This is a genomic window from Lacrimispora sinapis (assembly GCF_043633585.1).
GTDB classification, from domain to species: domain Bacteria; phylum Bacillota; class Clostridia; order Lachnospirales; family Lachnospiraceae; genus Lacrimispora; species Lacrimispora sinapis.
The window spans coordinates 2,757,336-2,776,540 of sequence record NZ_CP141832.1 but is presented as its reverse complement, the minus strand read 5'-3'; the positions used below and the strand labels follow the sequence as shown (position 1 = coordinate 2,776,540).

Genomic DNA, 19,205 nt, shown 5'->3' with positions numbered 1-19,205 from the left:
TTGGAGGAAAACGCTGGTGTGGTCCGGCATTTTACAAAGTGGAATTATGGAATGCTCTAAAATGGCTATACTTTCTATAGATATCCAGATAAGGATAAAAGGAGGAAAGAATATGAGAATTCCAAAACACATTGGTATTATACCGGATGGGAACCGCCGGTGGGCCTTGGCAAAGGGGCTGGGAAAAGAGGGTGGTTACAACAACGGAATTTTACCGGGGCTGGATCTATACCATATCTGCCGGGAATTGGGCATCGAGGAAATGACCTTTTACGGATTTACCGTAGATAATACCAAACGTCCCACCATACAGCGGGAGGCTTTTTCACAGGCATGTGTAAAAGCGGTCGAAAAGCTGTCCAAAGAAGATGCGGAACTGCTGATATTGGGAAAAACATCCTCGGCCATGTTTCCCGATGTATTAAAGCCTTACACCAGCCGGTACCGGTTTGGGGCAGGAGGAATGAAAATTAACTTTTTGGTTAATTACAGCTGGGAGTGGGACCTGGGACTTCACGAGGGAGTGATTGGCCCAACACTGAAAACTTCCGATGTTTCAAGAATTGATCTGGTCATCCGGTGGGGAGGGCGCAGGCGATTATCTGGTTTTCTGCCGGTCCAGTCTGTTTATTCCGATCTGTATGTAATTGATGATTACTGGCCGGATTTTAAACCTCAGCATATATACGATGCCATTGAATGGTATTCCAAGCAGGATGTGACCCTTGGGGGGTGAGAGACACCTGGGAATGGGGTCAATCTATTTAAATCCCCGTAATTCATCAATGCGCAGGAGCACCGGCATGAGAGAACAGGCGACAATAAGACTGGATAAATTCTGTATCACATTCAGAGGAACATTTACAACGGAGGCAGATGGTCCGTATACGGTCGACTCAAAGAGAAAATATCCTCCTGTAACTACGATGCTGCACACGGTTCCGGCACTTAGAACAGGTAGAAGCTTGAATCCAGCACCTTGATTTTTTGAGGAAGCTCTCCGGTAAAGAATGCCGGCCAAAAAGGCACCCAGTGATTTAATGAGCAGGGTAGCCGGTGCATAGAAGGCATAGCCGGACAGCAGGTCGGCCAGCATAGAACCGATGCCTCCTGCGGCAGCCCCCGCAAAAGGACCAAGGATGAAACTGCTTAACAGCACCATTCCGTCTCCCAGGTGTATGTAACCGTGTAAGGGGGAAGGGATATGGATTACCATAGTTGCTGCAGCAGTCAGTGAAGCCATCAAAGCGGTGAATACGATTTTTTTCGTTTGATTCCGGTTCATTGTTTTTCCTCCTGTTCAATGGGTTTATACGTGAAAGAATAAAACTATTATACCGAAAAATGGCATTATTCAAATATCCAATTTAAATGAATTCATACATACCAGTTTTGGAACTGTTTTGTTTTTCCATTGGAACGGTTTCACACTTTCCTGTTCTCCTATGGCTGCAGGCTATGTAATAGTTGTATTTCCAGATTATTTGTAGTACAATGCTCTTTGGTATATAGATACAAAAAAGAATGTTATGGTTGTTGCAGGAAGGGGTACCAATGAGATACCGGGCCAAAGGCAGCAATGTGATCCGCAGGATATTTGCGTACATATTCTGCTTCGCACTGCTGGCATCAGAATTTAATATTTTCACCCTTGACCCAGGCCGGAAGCTGCCTCATCCTACGAAAAAGGCGGTGTCGGAACGGGGGGCCGGTCATAAAGGCATCAAGGGCATCGCAGAGTTTCCCGGCAGTTTTGACGAGGAAGCCAATGGAGAGATGATTAATAACTCCAACGGAAGATTTTCTTTTGGAGTTTTACCTATAAAATACCTGATTATAAGAACGGAGCTACTTTTTATTCCGCTGATTCTGTGGACAGTCATTGCTGTTCTGCTGCAGAAGGGCTATATCAACAGAATGTTTCTCATTCGGTTTATTCATGATTCAGACGGGGAAAAAGGAAGCAGGATTTGTCTTTCTAATCTTTGTTAAAAATTAAAACCAGAAAAGAGGAAATAAAATGAAACCAGGAAAGAAAATGCTTGCGGCGATTTTCGTTGCACTTGCAGCCCTTTGTGCGGTTGCAGTATTTGGTCTTGGAGACGATATTAAGGGCATCCTTGACATGCGTTACGGCATCGATATCCGCGGTGGGGTGGAAGCGATTTTTGAACCTCAGGATTTAAACCGAAAGCCAACGGAACAGGAGCTTCAGACAGCGAGAGAAATTATTGAGACCCGAATGGACAACCAGAATATTTCGGACCGTGAAGTGACCGTGGATAAAAATGCGGGCTACATCATTGTTCAGTTCCCCTGGAAATCCGGTGAAACAAATTTTAACCCGGAAGATGCCATTGCAGAGCTTGGTGAGATGGCGGAGCTTACTTTTAGGGACCCGGACGGCAAAGTGCTGCTCCAGGGAAAGAATGTAAAGAATGCTGCACCGGAGACAACCAACAACAACGGAATCAAGGCTTATGAAGTAGCACTGAGCTTCGATCAGGAGGGAGCTAAGCTTTTTGAAGAGGCGACCGGAAAGCTGATCGGAAAACGAATGAGTATTTACATGGATGAGGACCTGATCTCAAGCCCCACCGTACAGACGAAGATTTCCGGCGGACAGGCTGTTATTACAGGAATGAAAGATTATAATGAAGCAAAAAATCTTGCTGAGAAGATCAATGCAGGTGCGCTTCCTTTCTCTCTGGCAACCTCTAACTTCTCAACCATCAGTCCGGCACTTGGAAATAATGCGCTGACAATCATGATTTATGCAGGAATCTTTTCCTTCTTCTTAATCTGTGTAATGATGATCGGTTTTTATAAGATACCTGGTGTTTCCGCTTGTATCACCTTGTTCATGCAGATGATCATACAGATGCTTGCGATCTCGATTCCTCAGTATACCCTTACACTTCCGGGTATTGCAGGTATTATTCTGACTCTTGGTATGACGGTGGATACTAATATCATCACTTCGGAACGTATCTCCGATGAGTTGAAAAAGGGTGCTTCCATCAAAGGTGCGGTCACTCATGGATATAAAAACGCATTTTCTTCCGTATTTGACGGCAATGTGACGGCAGCCATTATTGCAGTTATCCTGATGGCTCTGGGTTCCGGAACCATGTTGAGCTTTGGCTATACCCTTATGGTCGGTATGATCGTAAACCTGTTTATCGGTATTCCGGTATCCAAGCACCTTCTGTTATCCTTTATTGAGAATGACAAGCTGAATGATGTAAAATATTTCCGCGTCAGAAAAGATACAAAGACACTTCCGTTTTACCGGAAAAAGTATATATTTCTCATTATTTCCGGTGTGATCACCATCGCAGGGATCATAGGCTGCTTCACCAAGGGCGTAGCCTTGGATACCCAGTTCACCGGTGGTGCGGTATTGAGCTATTCCGTATCCAATGAAGCTAACACGGAAAAAATAGAGGCAGCTGTAGAGAAGCAGACCAACAGACCGGTTACGGTTCAAATCAAAGAAGATAATATGACCGGACTTAAGAGACTTTCCCTTACCTTTGCAGGAAATGAAGGAATGTCCCCGGCTGAACAGAAGTCCATCACCGATGCGGTCAACAGCACCTCGGATAAGGTAGATGCAAAGCTTTCTCAAACCTATGTGGTAGAACCTTATATCGGTGCAAAGGCATTGAGAAATGCCGTACTTGCGATTGGTCTTGCACTGCTGTTTATTATTGTTTACGTATGGATCCGGTTCTCAGCCATATCCGGTCTTCCGGCAGGAATTACAGCAATGATCGCGTTGTTCCATGATACCATGGTGGTGTTCTTTGCATTTGTTTTATTTGGAATTCCGTTAAATGATGCATTTGTGGCGGTGGTTCTTACGATCATAGGATATTCCATTAACGATACCATCGTTATCTACGACAGGATTCGTGAGAACAAAAAACTGAACGGAAAGCTTTCCGCTGCGGACCTGGTAGACATCAGTACCAGCCAGACGTTGGGAAGATCCTTAAATACATCATTGGCAACAGGTATTTGTGTGACAGTCATCATGGTTGCCTCCATCTATTTCCAGATTGAATCCATTATTGAATTCTCTCTGCCCATGCTCTTTGGTGTTATCACTGGATGTTATTCATCCATTTGCGTTGCCGGTACTTTATGGGCAATGTGGGAAAAAAGAAAAGAGAAATAAAAACACCAAAACCGGAGGGCCCTATCATAAATGGCCTTCCGGTTTTTTTGTACGATTTGCAATATAAATTCATCTGATTTAAGGAATAAAATAATTACAAAGGAAATTCTTTATTATCTGACGTCAAATTTGAAAAATTATTTATGATATATGATTGAATAATTTTCATGAAAATGTTAGAATATAGTAACACATGAGGTGGTTTTGCTTCATAATGTATGCCAGGAACCGCCTGTTTGTGCAACCGGACAAGTTTTTTCGGCAACTGAAAAAACACATTGGAGTTAAAGGAGGAAGGAATCATGTTAGATAAGATCATTGTAGAAAAAATAAATAAACAGATTAATTTTGAATTCTATTCTGCTTATGTATATCTTGACATATCAAATTATTATGCGGAAAACAATTTAAATGGATTTGCAAACTGGTTTAAGATTCAGACACAGGAAGAGCGGGATCACGCAATGCTGTTTATGAGTTATTTACAGAATAACAGTGCCAAGGTGGAATTAGGGGATATTAAAGCACCTAAATTCGTTTATGAAGATTTCCGCCAGCCAGCGATAGAAGCCTTTGAACATGAGGTCAAGGTAACTGCAGCCATTCATGATATCTATGGGGCGGCTTATGAATTAAAGGATTTCCGAACCATGCAGTTTCTTGACTGGTTTGTAAAAGAACAGAGCGAGGAAGAAAAGAATACGGATGATATCATAAAGAGATATGATTTATTCGGCCATGATGCCAAGGGCTTGTACTTAATTGATTCGGAACTGGCTTCCAGAGTATATACCCCGCCTACGCTTGTAATCTAATCGAACGATCCTACTTTTAAAATAGAGCGGTCTCTGTCATGATGCCATATCATTGCTTTCATGTCAGGGGCCGCCTTTTTGATACAAAAAATTTTTTACTTTCAAAGAATAGGAAAAAACTTATTACTGGGGGAAAATGTATGACAAAGCAGAGAGAAAAGGTAGAATTTCGTTATTATGAGATTCCGCATGGGGAGGTGGTTCTTGCTCTTTTGGGAGAGGTCTGTATCAGAGAGTATGGAAAGCATATTAAGTGTCTTCATTTCCATAATCTATTAGAGATCGGGTACTGTCATTGGGGAACGGGGGAAGTGGTGCTGGGGCAGGAGCACATACCGTTTTGTGCTCATTCTTTTATGATCGTTCCGCCGAGACTTCCTCACACCACCAACAGTGCTCCGGGGACCAAAGGATACTGGGAGTGGCTTTACGTGGATTTGGATAAATTTATTTCTGAATTAAATAACTACGATTCCATGGTCCGCAAGAATATGTTAAAACGGATTAAGCGGACGGGTTATTTGTTATCCAAAGAGGAGAATCCGGTTCTGGCCAAACTGATTCTGGGAATTATGGAAGAATGCCGGAATAAAAAGCCTTACTACAAGGACAGTATTCATGGGATGTTAGGTAGCTGTGTGGTGGAGTTTCTGCGTCTTTCTGATCACGAGGAGCGAATCATGAGACGAAGGGCCAATACGACTCTGATCGCAGGTGCCCTGGATTACGTTTCCAATCACTATACGGAGGAAATACGGATAAGAAGTCTTGCGAAAGCCTGCAATATCAGTGAAAGTCATTTCCGCCGGGTTTTTGAAGAGGGAATGAATATGAAACCGGTGGATTACATCAATTTTATCCGCATTCAAAACGCCTGTGAATTGCTGAAAAAGACGGAAAAAAACATGGAAGAGGTGGCAGCTGATTCCGGATTTGCATCTCTTTCCACATTTAACCGGAATTTTAAAAAAGTTTTGAATACTTCTCCCTATCAGTGGAAAAAGTCGGCCGAGAATTATGAGAGCAAACTGTTGCATTACAGGATCAGTGCGCAAAAAGGCTGGGATGGATATCAATGAGTGGATTTGCGTGTTTTATCATTGAATTTAAAAGCTTTGTATCAGAAAAAATTGGTATAATACGGTTATCAAAAGCCTGGATTTTGATAGCTGTATATGCCATTTTTTTATGGAGAAAAATAGGCATGATCAGGACAATCCGCCAGTAAGATGAAAAAGATGATTGGATTTAATGGAATCCAGTCTTTTTAAAATTATATGAGTTGAGGAGGAGTTTTGCTATGAAGAAAAGAATCACATCCTTACTATTGGCAGGAGCCATGGCGGCTGCCCTGACAGCCTGCGGTACTTCCGGTACTTCTGGGCAATCCGGAGATCAGAAGGGGGAACAGGCTTCCAATGAGCTGACGGTCTGGTGCTGGGACCCGGCATTTAACGTTTATGCTATGGAAGAAGCCGCAAAAATCTATGAAAAGGATCACCCGGATTTCAAATTGAATGTGGTGGAGACACCCTGGGCCGATCTTCAGACCAAGATCACGACGGCAGCTACTTCTGGAAATATGGATTCCCTTCCGGATATTCTGCTGCTTCAGGACAACGCATTCCAGAAAAATGTCATCAGCTATCCGGATGCATTTGTTGATCTGACGGAAAGCGGAATTGATTTTACAAATTTTGCAAAGTCAAAGACTGCTTATTCTGTGGTGGAGGGAAAAAATTACGGAGTTCCCTTTGATAATGGAACGGTGGTAGGCTGCTATCGTACGGACCTGTTAAAGGAAGCTGGATATACGGTGGAGGATTTTACGGATATTACCTGGAGCGAATATCAGAAAATGGGAGAGGATATTCTGGCGAAGACAGGAAAACCATTATTATCCTGTCAGGCAGGAGAATCCGATTTGATTGTGATGATGCTCCAGTCCGCAGGCGGAAGCCTTTTTGACAAGGAAGGAAATCCCAGTATGGTGGGAAATGATACGTTAAAAAAAGTGATGGAAACCTATGCATCCCTGGTTAAGAGCGGAGTGCTTGTGGAAGTCAATGACTGGGACCAGTATGTGGGAACCATAACCAATGGTACGGTAGCCGGAACCATTAACGGCTGTTGGATCATGGCTAGCATCCAGACCGCAGAAGACCAGTCGGGCAATTGGGCCATTACCAACATGCCGAAGCTTGAGGGCATTGAAGGTGCGACCAATTATTCCAGCAACGGGGGGTCCAGCTGGGCGGTAACGTCTGCCAGCAAAAATCCGGAACTGGCAGTTGATTTTTTAAGTAAGACCTTTGCAGGAAGTACAGCTCTTTATGAAACCATACTACCAAAATCCGGTGCCATGGCTGCCTACCTTCCGGCAGCAGACAGCAAGGTTTATGGAGAGCCGCAGGAGTTTTTCGGCGGAGAAGCCGTCTATTCCATGATCACGGATTTTGCCTCCAAAGCTCCCTCGAACAATACGGGAGTATACTATTATGAAGCCCGTGATGCCATTGCTACGGCTATCACCAAGGTTGTGGCAGGAGGAGACATTGATGCTGAAATCAAAAATGCTGAGGATACCGTAAATTTTGCAATGGGTAAATAAAGGACCGTAGGAGGTGGCGTATTTCGTGGGAAAAATAAATAATAAGCGGTCATTGGGCCAGAAACAGAGCCTGGCCGGCTGGACATTTTTAACTCCGGCAGTTCTTCTGATCGGAATCATGAGTTTTCTGCCTATGATTCAGGCCCTGTTCCTTTCTTTCCAGACGGGGATTGGTGCCAGGATGAAATGGACGGGTGTGACCAATTACATCCGCATGTTTCAGGACCCCATCTTTCTGCAGGCTCTGAAAAATAACTTTATTTACTTAATCATACAGGTACCGATCATGCTGACGGTGGCTCTGGTTCTGGCTTCCCTGTTAAATCATAAGGATTTAAAATTCAAGGGGCTGTTCCGTACCGCCATATTTCTGCCATGTGCCACCTCTTTGGTGTCATATGCCGTCATTTTCCGTTCCCTGTTTGCCGTGGACGGTCTGGTCAATATCATTTTGATGAAGGCGGGGATTCTGACCACCGGGTATAACTTTCTGGGACATCCAAACAGTGCGAGGATCGTGATTATTCTGGCACTGATCTGGAGATGGACCGGTTATAACATGGTATTTTACTTATCCGGCCTGCAAAATATAGAGTATTCCGTCTATGAGGCTGCAAAAATTGACGGGGCATCTCCGGTCCAGTCCTTTTTCCGTATTACGGTTCCGCTTTTAAAACCGACCATTCTTCTCACAGCCATTATGTCAACCAACGGAACGCTGCAGCTGTTTGATGAATCCGTAAACTTAACGAACGGCGGTCCGGCCAATGCCACCATCACCATGTCACACTACATATACAATGTGTCCTTTAAATATGTACCGAATTTTGGGTATGCGGCGGCCATGTCTTATTTGATCCTCCTGTTGGTGGCAGTCCTTGCATTTATCCAGTTGAAGGTAGGTGATAAACGTGACTAAGGGAAAAAAAGTAATTGCATATGCATTTTTAATGATTGTTTCATTAATTTCTGTATTTCCTCTTTACTGGATGATGGCTGCGGCCACCAACCGGAGCGTGGATGTGAGCAGAGGGACCTTGCTGTTTGGAACGGCTCTGTTTGATAACGCAAAAAAGCTGCTGGCGTCCCAGGATGTCAGTACAGCCCTGATTAATTCCTTCAAATATTCCATTACCATGACCCTCATCTCCTTATTTGTCTGTTCCATCGCCGGATACGGGTTTGAAGTGTTCCATGATAAGGCGAAGGACCGGATCATGAGTATCATTCTGCTGGCAATGATGGTTCCTTTTGCCGCTACCATGATTCCGCTTTATCAGATGTTTTCAAAAGCAAGACTTTTAAACAGCACGCTGGGATTTATCCTTCCCACCATATCCACCCCGTTTTTGATTATGATGTTCCGCCAGAGTGCCAGATCCTTTCCATCGGATATTATGGAAGCAGCACGGCTTGACGGCCTGACGGAATTCCAGATCTTTTACCGGATGTTTCTGCCCACCATGCGCTCCACCTATGCGGCAGCCATGACCATCACCTTCATGAATGCATGGAACAGTTATTTATGGCCAAAGGTCATTATGTCCGATGCCAAAAGTATCACCATGCCCATGCTGGTGGCAAACTTAACGGAAGGCTATGTGACGGATTACGGAACCCTGATGCTGGCGGTGTTGATCTGTACCATTCCTACGGTAATCATTTTCTTCCTGCTTCAAAAGAGCTTTGCGGAAGGGATTACAGGTGCGGTTAAATAAGTAAGCCTTATCTTATTGCCTGGAGTGCAGGTTTCATTATCTGGCATTTCGTACTATAAAAACATCGCTTAGTGTCGAATTAAGCGGTTAAACATTTAGGGTGGCTATTGACTACTTGTACAAAAAGTGAGACGATATATTTAGTGATTATATCTCTATAATAATTACTAAAAGATATTTTCAGATGAGAATCTTCAAAATAACTAACAGTATTAAAATATAAAGAAAGGAAAAGTATGATTATAAATTAATAAATATATTATACAAGTAACAACTATGAGAAAATTGATCCCTTCAATTTTGACATGTGCAATTTGCCTGGCATCCATTAATTCAACGATTGTTATGGCAGAAACCAATGAAACAACTTAAGGAGTATTTGTTAAATATGCAACCCAAACTCTTACAATTAATAACTTCACTTCAACGCTTAAAACAAATGAAAAGGGACACGTTACAACAGAAACACAGGATTTATTATCAGTAAAAAAGTCAGGGGTATTGAATAATAAAACTACATCTTCATGCCTTGCTTCTGGTTCTTATCAAGACTAGGAAGAATAAAATTATGATGTTTATAAAATTAGTTAAATTGTTTATTATATATTTTATAATAAGTACAATAACATTAGTCATATATGATTTAATAATACATAATACATTGATTACTAATTATAATGTGATAAATGATTTACGCATAACTATACCTATAAGTTTGGTATGCAGTATTGCTCAGTTAAAAAAATAATTATTATAAGTAAAAACATATGATATATGGCAATTAGTTCAAAGTGACGAACAGATTTTATCAACTTTTAATGGTAAAAAAATCTACAATGGCTGCTGCAAACAGGAAACTTCATTCCCGTCTGCAGCAGCCATTCGATGTTTACGTGGAGCTTAAAATCTTTGTTCCGCCTTTTTGTAAGAGATTCTGATCTTTTTCGCTGAACGGATAAATCCTTTCATATGGTCATGGCATTCACCTTTCATTCTCAGGCAAATTCATCCGCCTGTACACTTCCTCTCATCCGAAAAAACGTTTAATATTAGCTGAGAAACCAGTGATGTGACGCAGCACAGGGTGGAGGGACGGTTCATAGTAGTGGAAATAAACAAAATAATAATACAAAATAAGTAATATAGTTATAATATACATAATATTAAATAATAAAAGAAGAAATTTGGGGGTATGGTGTGTGAGTAATTTAAGTTTGTTTTTAATTATTTCCATTATTGTTTCCGCCTGTGCGTTTGGGTTTGCAGTCTGGCTGTACCGTTGGGTTGCAGCTCAGCCGTCTTCAAATAAGAGAGTGGAAGAAATCGGCAGTTACATAAGAAAGGGGGCAAACACCTTTCTGCGAAAAGAATACCTTGTCTTAACAAAATTCTGCGCAGTGGCAGCCATCCTGATCTTTTTGTTTTTACCGGCACCGATCTGGAAGGGCGGTTCTGTGCTGCAAAATCTCATCATTGTTATCGCTTACCTTTGCGGTACTGTTTTTTCCGCATTTGCCGGGAAGATCGGTATACAGGTTGCTACCATTGCAAATATAAAAACGGCGGAATCAGCCAGAAACGGCGGTTTAAAGCCTTCCTTTTTATCGGCCTTTCGAGGCGGCGCGGTTATGGGAATGGCAGTGGTGGGAAGTTCCCTTTTGGGGGTGGCTCTTGTCATGTTTTTCACTCACGATTCGACTGCCTTGCTGGGGTTCAGCTTTGGGGCAAGTTCTCTGGCGCTGTTTGCAAAAGCCGGAGGGGGAATTTTCACCAAAACAGCAGATATCAGTGCAGACCTTGTGGGGAAGGTGGAGCTTGGGATTCCCGAGGACGATCCTAGAAATCCAGCGGTGATTGCGGACAACGTAGGCGATAATGTAGGGGATGTGGCAGGCATGGGAGCAGATTTATTTGACTCCAATGTGGCCTCCATGGCATCAGCCCTCGTTATGGCCATCGCCCTTGGCAATAAAATGGGAACGGATTATGCAGCCATGGTATTCTGTTATGCCTCCCTGGGCCTTTTGTCCTCCATCTTTGGAGTGATGGCGGCCCGTATGGGGAAAAGGAACGATCCTACCATGGCCCTTAACATGAGCACTTACCTTACTACCGGTATTTTCGCAGTTCTGACGGCCGGTGCCACGATGTTCTTCGGATTTGACTGGCGTATCTGGGGAGCAACTGCGATCGGCCTGTTTGTAGGAGTTATTATCGGTATTACCAGTGACTATTTTACCAATGATACCAAAAAGCCTGTCCGCAATGTGGCGAAAGCATCGGAATCAGGACCGGCGTTTACCATTCTCTCCGGAATGTCTTATGGATTTTTAAGTGTACTGCCTTCCATGGTTGGAATCGGAATTTCCGCCATGGTTTCCTATCATCTTTGTGCCTCCATTTCACCGGAGGACCCCATTGCCGGAATGTTTGGAATCTCCATGGCAGCAGTTGGAATGCTGTCCATCGTCGGAATGATCATTTCCAATGATGCATACGGGCCGATTGCAGACAATGCCAGAGGACTTGTGGAAATGGGGAATTTGGGAGACGATGCCCTACAGATCACAGATTCTCTTGACAGTGCAGGAAATACGGTAAAAGCTGTGACGAAGGGGTTTGCAATCGCAGCTGCAGGACTTACCATCATATCGCTGCTAGGCGCTTTTATGAGTGAAGTAAATGAGGCGGCAGGTGCGATTGTATTGACCGGCTTTGATATCATCAATCCTTCCGTATTCTTTGGTATGCTGGTGGGGGCGGCCATTCCCGCCATCTTCTCTGCCATGCTGATGCTTGGGGTTGACCGAAACGCACAGCGTATGGTTTCAGAGATCCACCGCCAGTTCAAGGAGATCAAAGGCTTAAAAGAAGGGACTCCTGGAGTGGTGCCGGAATATGACAAATGCATTGACATTGCAACCCGCGGTGCTTTAAAAGAGCTGATTCCGGCAGGATTTGTCAGTATTATCGTCACCATTTTAGTCGGCTTTATAGGCGGCGTGGAGGCGGTGGGGGGATATTTGACCGGAAATATTGTCAGCGGTCTTCTCTTAGCCCTGTTCATGAGCAATTCAGGCGGACTGTGGGATAATGCAAAGAAATACATTGAAGCAGGCGGCAACGGAGGAAAGGGCAGCGACGCCCATAAAGCAGCGGTGGTGGGCGATACTGTAGGCGATCCGTTTAAAGATACGGCAGGTCCGTCCATCAATACCCAGATTACCGTTGTATCTCTTGTGGCTTCTTTAATGGCTTCTCTGTTTCTGGCTTTCTCCCTGTTTTGATGGCTTTCGTATCAAGATAAATGATGTTCATTTCAAAGGGACGCAGCGGATGCTGCGTCCCTTTTTGCCGTGAGGAATAGGGCGATCCGGTCCGCTGTTACCTGTTTGGTAAATATTATGAAAAAATGACGTACAGTATCGGAAATTTTACATTTCTATTGATAAGTCTTACTGTCATGTTAGACTAATAATAACTTAAATTTTATGTACGGACTGGTAACGTTTGACAAAAAGAGCAGAAGCTATTTTATTATTTCGGGATTTCCATAGAAAGATTTTTTGAAAGAAAAACCATAAATAACAGGAGCAGGGGAAGGAGGGATCATTGGGAACAATGGCGAACCTGTATTTATTGGGCAAATGGGTTCAAAGGGTCTTTTTGGTTAATCAAATAATAGATAAGGGGGTATTATAATGAAACAGTTATTGAAAAAAATGGTAACAGTAGTTTCAGTAATGACACTTACTATTTCTTCCCTGGGCGTTACACAGACAGCAGCGGCTGATCAAACGTTATTAAATACATACGGGAGCAAGTTTGAAAGAGCAGGCACCTGTGTATCCCTAAACCAGTTACAAAATTCCTCCACTTTAAACATCATTAAGCAAAGGTACAATAGTATAACACTTGAAAATGAGATGAAACCGGATGCAATGCTTGGCAGTTCCCCGAAACTGATACCGGTAGCAGAAGCAAGGTCTTTGGGATATTACATTCCGGACAATTATACAGAGGCCACTGTACCGAGAATCAATTTTAATACGGTGGACAAGGTATTAAAGATATGTTATGAAAATGGCTTGGGGGTTCGTGCCCATACTTTGGTTTGGCATAGCCAGACTCCTTCCTGGCTGTTTCGGACAGGCTACAGCGCAGGCGGAGCCTATGTCAGCCAAGCCGTAATGAACGCACGAATGGAATTCTATATCAAGACAGTGATGAATCACGTTTATTTAAGCGATTACGGCAGTGTGGTTTATGCCTGGGATGTTGTGAATGAATATCTGCATTCTCCAGCCAATTCCGATTGGGTAAGGATCTACGGCAGTGTTACAACAAGTCCGCAGTTTGTAAAGGATGCCTTCCGTTATGCCAATGAAACATTAAACTATTTTAAGCTTACGGATAAAGTCAGCTTATTCTATAACGATTATAATGAATATATGGAAGCGTCCAATATCATTAAAATGATTCAATTTATTAATTCAGATAAAAAGATTTGCAATGGGGTAGGCGGACAGTCCCATCTTGCATCGAACTTCCCCAGTGCTTCTTATTATAAGCAGGCATACACCGCATTTATGAATGCCGGATTGGAAATCCAGATCACAGAATTTGATGCGGGAGCCAATTCCGAACAGGAACAGGCCGCCTATGTATATGATATCATGAAAACAATCTGCGAAGTCAAAAAGGCTGGCGGTAAAATTACAGGCATAACCTGGTGGGGATTGTCAGATGACGTTTCCTGGAGACGGGAAAAGAGCCCGTTGCTCTTCTCCAATCTTTGGACGCCCAAGGCTTCCTATTACAAAACCCTGGATGCTTATACCGATGTATTTAGATAATAAGAAAAAGGAGCGCAGCCTGTCTGCGTTCCTTTTTTGTGTATCGGTACAAACCGGTATATCATAATTGATATGCTTTCAAACGAAATGCTTTCAAACGAAATAGTTGAAATAAATCGAAAAAAATGATATGCTACGAAGGTTGATTAAGAAAAATAGTCTATATTATAGAGTGTCTATTATAAAATTACGATTAATAGGATCATGGTAGAAAGAGCTTATTACAATAGGCTCTTTATTTTGACTAAAGTGTGCGGAGCACACGGATAGGAGTAGATATGATAAAGGCAGACAACCTTTCTTTTTCCTTTCCGGAGAAGGAACTGTATAAAAATATTTCATTTACCCTGGAAGAGGGGCAGCATTGTGCGTTTATAGGCACAAGCGGCAGCGGAAAGACCACCTTGACGGATATGATTATGGAGCCGGACCGCTATATGTTCGATGGGACCCTGAAGATTGACCCGGATTACAGGATCGGATATGTGAGCCAGTTTTCCCAGCTGGACAAAACCAGGGAAATTACGGTCTTTGATTATATGGCAGAAGAGTTCATCAGGCTTCAAAATGAGATAACTGCCATCTGTACGGAAATGGAAACCTCTGAGGATATAGAAACGCTGCTTGTAAAATACCAGGCAGCATTGGATGCATTCGACGCTATGGGCGGTGATGATTATGAAAATAACATCAACAAAAAACTGAATCTGGCGGATTTGAGCAAACATGAAACAGCCATGGTCTCCAGCTTAAGCGGAGGAGAATTCAAGCTGATTCAGGTCATTAAGGTAATGCTTTCCAATCCTCATCTCATCATCATGGATGAACCGGATGCATTTTTAGATTTTGAAAATATCAATTCCTTAAAAAATCTGATCAATTCCCACAAAGGGACCCTGTTAATTATCACTCATAACCGCTATTTGCTGGATCATTGCTTTGATAAGATCCTTCATCTGGAAAATAAAGAACTGCAGGAGTTTGACGGAAGATTTATGGATTACAAGCTGTCATTGCTCCAGACAAAGATTGAATTGCAGGAACTTGCTGCGGCGGATACGGCAGAAATCGAAAGAAATAAAGCCATTATCAATAAATTAAGACTTGCAGCCACCTTTCATACGGAAGCGTCCAGAGGGAAATCCCTGCACGCCAGAGAAAAAGTTTTAGAAAGACTGGAAGCCCGCAGAATAAAGGCCCCATTTGTGGTGATCCGGCAGCCGGAAATCGTCCTGCCTGATCTGCCGGAATCCGAAGAGACCACGGTATTAAAGGTCCATGATTACTCTGCGGCGTTTGATGAGGTCCTTTTGGAACATGTGAGCTTTGAGATGAAATCAACGGATAAAGTTGCCTTAATTGGTCCCAATGGTACAGGGAAAACCACGCTGCTCCGGGACATTTATAAAAACAAAACCCAGTCCATCCAGGTGGGAGACCAGGTTAAAATGGCTTTTTTGTCACAGATCCAGGGGGAAATGCTGGGCGAAGATCATACGGTTCAGGACGAATTCTTTGAAATTGGGTTTAACACCTATGATGAAATCAAGGCGCATATTGCAAAATATGGTTTCGGTGAAGAAGTCCTCACCCAGAAAATTGGCAATCTTTCCGGAGGAGAGAAAAACCTGCTTCAATTAGCCAAGGTATCTGTCACCAAAGCCAACCTTCTGCTTCTTGATGAGCCGACCAGCCACTTGGACACCTATTCTCAGCTCGCTTTGGAAGAGGCCATAGACAACTATAAGGGTGCTGTTTTAATGGTGTCCCATGATTTTAATACCATAGCAAACTGTGCGGATTATGTGTTGATGGTTGAAGATAAGAACATCCGGAAAATAAGCATAAGAAAATTCAGGAAGATGATCTATGCCAGTCATTTTAATAAAGATTACATTGAGATTCAGGACAAGAAAAAATCAGTGGAAACAAAGATAGAATCCGCGTTAAAGAAGAATGATTTTGAATTGGCAAAAGGGTTATCCGAAGAACTGGAACGGCTGATAAAGTTACTATAATCTTTAGCTTATGAAATGAATTTTATCCATCACTATAAAGTAATCAACAAAAAGCATATCAGGCATCCGGAAGCAGACCGTAAGATTTGCTTTTGGATGCCTTTTGTTTGAAAGAAGGATTCATTTTTCAGTCTCTTCGCTTTTGGAGCGGATAAATGGAAAAATTGCAGTTGCATACATAGGACAGCGAACACACCACTGCAAAGAAAGGAAAATACTGAAACCCAAAAATCTCCGCACCCATAAGCATGGGAGCAATCAATGTATTTGTGGCACTGCCAAAGACTGCAGCATAACCAAGTGCAGCCGCAAATACCGTAGGAAGTCCCAGCAGTGAGCCGAGAACCACACCTAAGGATGCACCGATGGAGAACAGGGGAGTGACTTCTCCTCCCTGGAATCCTGCGGACAAGGTAAGTACGGTAAACACCAGTTTAAAGGCAAAATCCCAGGGAAATATACCTTGTTCAAAACTCATGGAGATCAAATTGGTTCCAAGCCCGGAATAACGTCCCTTCCAACATAGGAGGGAAAATATACTTATGGCGATTCCAAGGATAAAAATCCGCAACATAGGATCGGTGATCCATTTGGCAAGAAGCTGTTTGGTTTTATGAAGAGACAGAGAAAACAGTCCTCCGGTGATTCCAAACAAAACGCCCATCAGCAATAGCCTGGGCACCAATTCCCAGGAAAAAAAACGTTGCTCCGTCAGCAAAAAAGAAAATTTTTCAAGTCCCAGTAAGCCGGAAACATAGCTGGCGGTAAAGGAAGCCGTCAGTGCCGGCAAAAGTGCCTTTTGTTCCAAAATGCCCACCGTAAGCACTTCCAGGGCAAAGAATGCAGCAGCAATGGGAGTTCTGAATAAGCCGGAAAATCCGGCTGCCATTCCTGCAATCAGCAGGATCTTTCCGCTGTCCTTTATGGGAAGCCGCCTGCCGAACCAGTGGCCAATGGTTCCGCCTATTTGAATGGCAACGCCTTCTCGTCCGGCACTTCCGCCGAACAAATGGGTGAGCCAGGTGCTTCCGATAGAAAATGGGATGAGGCGCAGGGGAATATCAGGATTGATTCCATGACCGGTTTCAAAAATCAAAGCCATGCCCTTACTGCTTCTGCCCCCGAATTTCTGAAAACACCAGATTAGAAAGACACCGATGAGTGGGAGAAAAGGAAGGAACCAGAACGGATGGCTTGCCCGGATATCCGTAAGGAGGAGGAGCGTCCGGCCAAACAACGTATCAATGAGTCCCGCAGCAATACCGATTGGGACCGTGATCAGACTGAGAAGAATGATATCACGGTAGGATAAAATTATTTTTTTCATTAAAATACCTCCAAAGTAAAAAAGCTGATAATTCCTGCACAAAGCAGAAGTCATCAGCGTAAAAGCAGTTTAGGCAACAGCCGTGGGAGAACTTCATTCCCTGTTGGTCAGTATAGCATGGGAAGATATATTTTTCAAGCAGACACGAAAAAACTTTCTAAAAAAAGGAGAACCGTATCCGGTGGTTCTGAAACAAAGCCTTTTCGCATACCTTATAATTATAGGAAAATAGGTGAAAGAATCATCGGTATGAATAAGAGAACAAAGGAGTCTCAACTGCAGGAGGTGCAGCTGCGGCTTTTTTGCTTATCAGAGCCGGATTTTGAGCAGAGACCGGGTTTAAATGGAGAACGAGGAGGTTTTCCCCAGTATTATGATGGGAAAGTCTCCTTTTTTATGTTCCAAACACATTTTATGGCAAAAAACCATGAGGAGGAATTGACTATGACAAAAAGATTATTTTTTCTTGTCCTGACAGCGGCAATGTCCGCCGGTCTTCTTGCCGGCTGTGGCTCATCGGCCCAGCAAAGTGCTGCAGGGGGCGGCGCTGCGGATACAACAGCCGCAGCCGGTAACACCGCACAGGGAGATCGAAAGACCATTAAAATCGGAGTGATCTGCTCGCTGACGGGCGGTTCTGCTATTTACGGGGAAGGGGCACAAAATGCCATTTCCATGGCGGCAGAAGAAATCAATGCCAGTGATTCGCAGTACAAGGTGGAGATCGTCAACGGCGGAAAAGTTGTGGATGATGCCAGCGATGCCAAACAGGCAATCAATGCCTACAACAGCCTGCAAAAAGAAAGCCCGGATGCCGTCGTTGGCTGTTTTTTTTCCTCAGTCACTCTTCCCATTGCAGAACAGGCATCAAAGGACAACATGCTTTTGCTTACCACAGGGGCGACCAATAAAGATATAACATTGAAAGGTCCCACTATTTTCCGTGACTGCTTCATCGACCCTTATCAGGGGAAGATGGCGGCCCAGTTTGCAAAGGAAAAGGGATGGAAAAAGGCAGCCATCATTTATGCCAAGGATGATGATTATTCCAATGGCTTAAAAGATGCCTTCCTGGAACATGCACAAGCCAATGGAATCGAGATTGTCTATACCGGAGAATGTACCACAAAAGATACGGACTTTTCTTCCCAGACTTCCCAGGTGGTGGCAAAGGGAGCAGATTTTCTGTTTTATCCTGCATTTCTCGATACCGTTCCCCTTTTGGTGAGTGCGGCAAGGGATTCCGGCTTTGACGGTGCCATCATGGGAGGTGACGGATGGGATGGAGCGGAGACAAAAGGCTTTGAGGATCAATTCGAGAACTGCTATTTTACCAATCACTATTCCTCTGAGGATACGGCTCCCGCCGTTTCCAACTTTGTTTCCAAATATACCGGAAAATACGGAACGGAAAGCTTAAATGCCTGCGCGGCCCTTTACTATGATGCCATCTACATGCTTGTGGAGGCAGCGAAAAACGGGGGAGCTGCTGATACGGCCTCTTTGGTGAAAGGAATGACCGGAATGACCTTTACCGGAGTGGGCGGAACCTTTACGCTTGATGCAAACGGTGACCCGGAGAAATCCGTAGCCATCAATACCTATGAAGGAGGCAAGGTGAAATGGCTGATGACCCTGTCACCGGAAGGGACTAAGAAATGACAGAGTAAAAAACAG

14 protein-coding genes and 1 riboswitch are annotated in these 19,205 nt (G+C 43.5%); of the genes, 12 read left to right on the top strand and 2 right to left on the bottom strand.

The window, feature by feature from the left end; translation table 11 throughout:
• The first annotated feature begins 112 nt into the window (after positions 1-112).
• Entirely contained in the window at positions 113-736 is a 624-nt protein-coding gene (locus VIG27_RS13020; RefSeq protein WP_394522948.1) for an undecaprenyl diphosphate synthase family protein, read from the top strand.
• A 24-nt stretch (positions 737-760) separates the two neighbouring features.
• Here VIG27_RS13020 and VIG27_RS13015 read toward each other — a convergent pair whose 3' ends face one another.
• Complete coding sequence (locus tag VIG27_RS13015) at positions 761-1,285, bottom strand: ECF transporter S component (RefSeq protein WP_394522947.1); 525 nt, start codon at positions 1,283-1,285, stop codon at positions 761-763.
• Between the two features lie 269 nt (positions 1,286-1,554).
• Between VIG27_RS13015 and VIG27_RS13010 the strand changes: the two genes are divergently transcribed.
• The 10 genes from VIG27_RS13010 to VIG27_RS12965 all read left to right on the top strand — a co-directional run bounded on the left by VIG27_RS13010 (position 1,555) and on the right by VIG27_RS12965 (position 16,201).
• On the top strand, positions 1,555-1,992 hold the full coding sequence (locus tag VIG27_RS13010) for a hypothetical protein (protein WP_394522946.1): 438 nt from the start codon (positions 1,555-1,557) through the stop codon (positions 1,990-1,992).
• Between the two features lie 28 nt (positions 1,993-2,020).
• On the top strand, positions 2,021-4,183 hold the full coding sequence (secD, locus tag VIG27_RS13005; RefSeq protein ID WP_394522945.1) for a protein translocase subunit SecD: 2,163 nt from the start codon (positions 2,021-2,023) through the stop codon (positions 4,181-4,183).
• A 302-nt stretch (positions 4,184-4,485) separates the two neighbouring features.
• Positions 4,486-4,998 carry a ferritin gene (locus VIG27_RS13000; RefSeq protein WP_394522944.1) on the top strand — a complete coding sequence of 171 codons (513 nt, stop codon included), beginning with the start codon at positions 4,486-4,488 and terminating at the stop codon, positions 4,996-4,998.
• 140 nt (positions 4,999-5,138) lie between these two features.
• Positions 5,139-6,077, top strand: coding sequence for a helix-turn-helix domain-containing protein (locus tag VIG27_RS12995; RefSeq protein ID WP_394522943.1), 939 nt, complete (start codon positions 5,139-5,141; stop codon positions 6,075-6,077).
• 221 nt (positions 6,078-6,298) lie between these two features.
• On the top strand, positions 6,299-7,609 hold the full coding sequence (locus tag VIG27_RS12990; RefSeq protein WP_394522942.1) for an ABC transporter substrate-binding protein: 1,311 nt from the start codon (positions 6,299-6,301) through the stop codon (positions 7,607-7,609).
• A 34-nt stretch (positions 7,610-7,643) separates the two neighbouring features.
• Positions 7,644-8,528, top strand: a complete 885-nt coding sequence (locus VIG27_RS12985) for a carbohydrate ABC transporter permease (protein ID WP_394527584.1) — start codon at positions 7,644-7,646, stop codon at positions 8,526-8,528.
• Positions 8,529-8,559: 31 nt separating this feature from the next.
• Positions 8,560-9,327 (top strand): carbohydrate ABC transporter permease, encoded by a 768-nt coding sequence (locus VIG27_RS12980; protein ID WP_394527581.1) that lies wholly within the window; start codon positions 8,560-8,562, stop codon positions 9,325-9,327.
• Positions 9,328-10,526: 1,199 nt separating this feature from the next.
• Complete coding sequence (locus VIG27_RS12975) at positions 10,527-12,614, top strand: sodium-translocating pyrophosphatase (RefSeq protein ID WP_394522941.1); 2,088 nt, start codon at positions 10,527-10,529, stop codon at positions 12,612-12,614.
• Positions 12,615-13,028: 414 nt separating this feature from the next.
• Positions 13,029-14,183, top strand: coding sequence for an endo-1,4-beta-xylanase (locus tag VIG27_RS12970; RefSeq protein ID WP_394522940.1), 1,155 nt, complete (start codon positions 13,029-13,031; stop codon positions 14,181-14,183).
• A 278-nt stretch (positions 14,184-14,461) separates the two neighbouring features.
• Positions 14,462-16,201, top strand: coding sequence for an ABC-F family ATP-binding cassette domain-containing protein (locus VIG27_RS12965; RefSeq protein WP_394522939.1), 1,740 nt, complete (start codon positions 14,462-14,464; stop codon positions 16,199-16,201).
• 127 nt (positions 16,202-16,328) lie between these two features.
• On the opposite strand, the gene VIG27_RS12960 is transcribed toward VIG27_RS12965, so the two are convergent.
• Positions 16,329-17,528 carry a chloride channel protein gene (locus VIG27_RS12960; RefSeq protein WP_394522938.1) on the bottom strand — a complete coding sequence of 400 codons (1,200 nt, stop codon included), beginning with the start codon at positions 17,526-17,528 and terminating at the stop codon, positions 16,329-16,331.
• Between the two features lie 37 nt (positions 17,529-17,565).
• Positions 17,566-17,638: riboswitch (Fluoride riboswitch) on the bottom strand.
• Between the two features lie 334 nt (positions 17,639-17,972).
• On the opposite strand from VIG27_RS12960, the gene VIG27_RS12955 reads away from it, so the two are divergent.
• Positions 17,973-19,190 (top strand): ABC transporter substrate-binding protein, encoded by a 1,218-nt coding sequence (locus VIG27_RS12955; RefSeq protein ID WP_394522937.1) that lies wholly within the window; start codon positions 17,973-17,975, stop codon positions 19,188-19,190.
• The last annotated feature ends 15 nt before the right edge of the window (positions 19,191-19,205 follow it).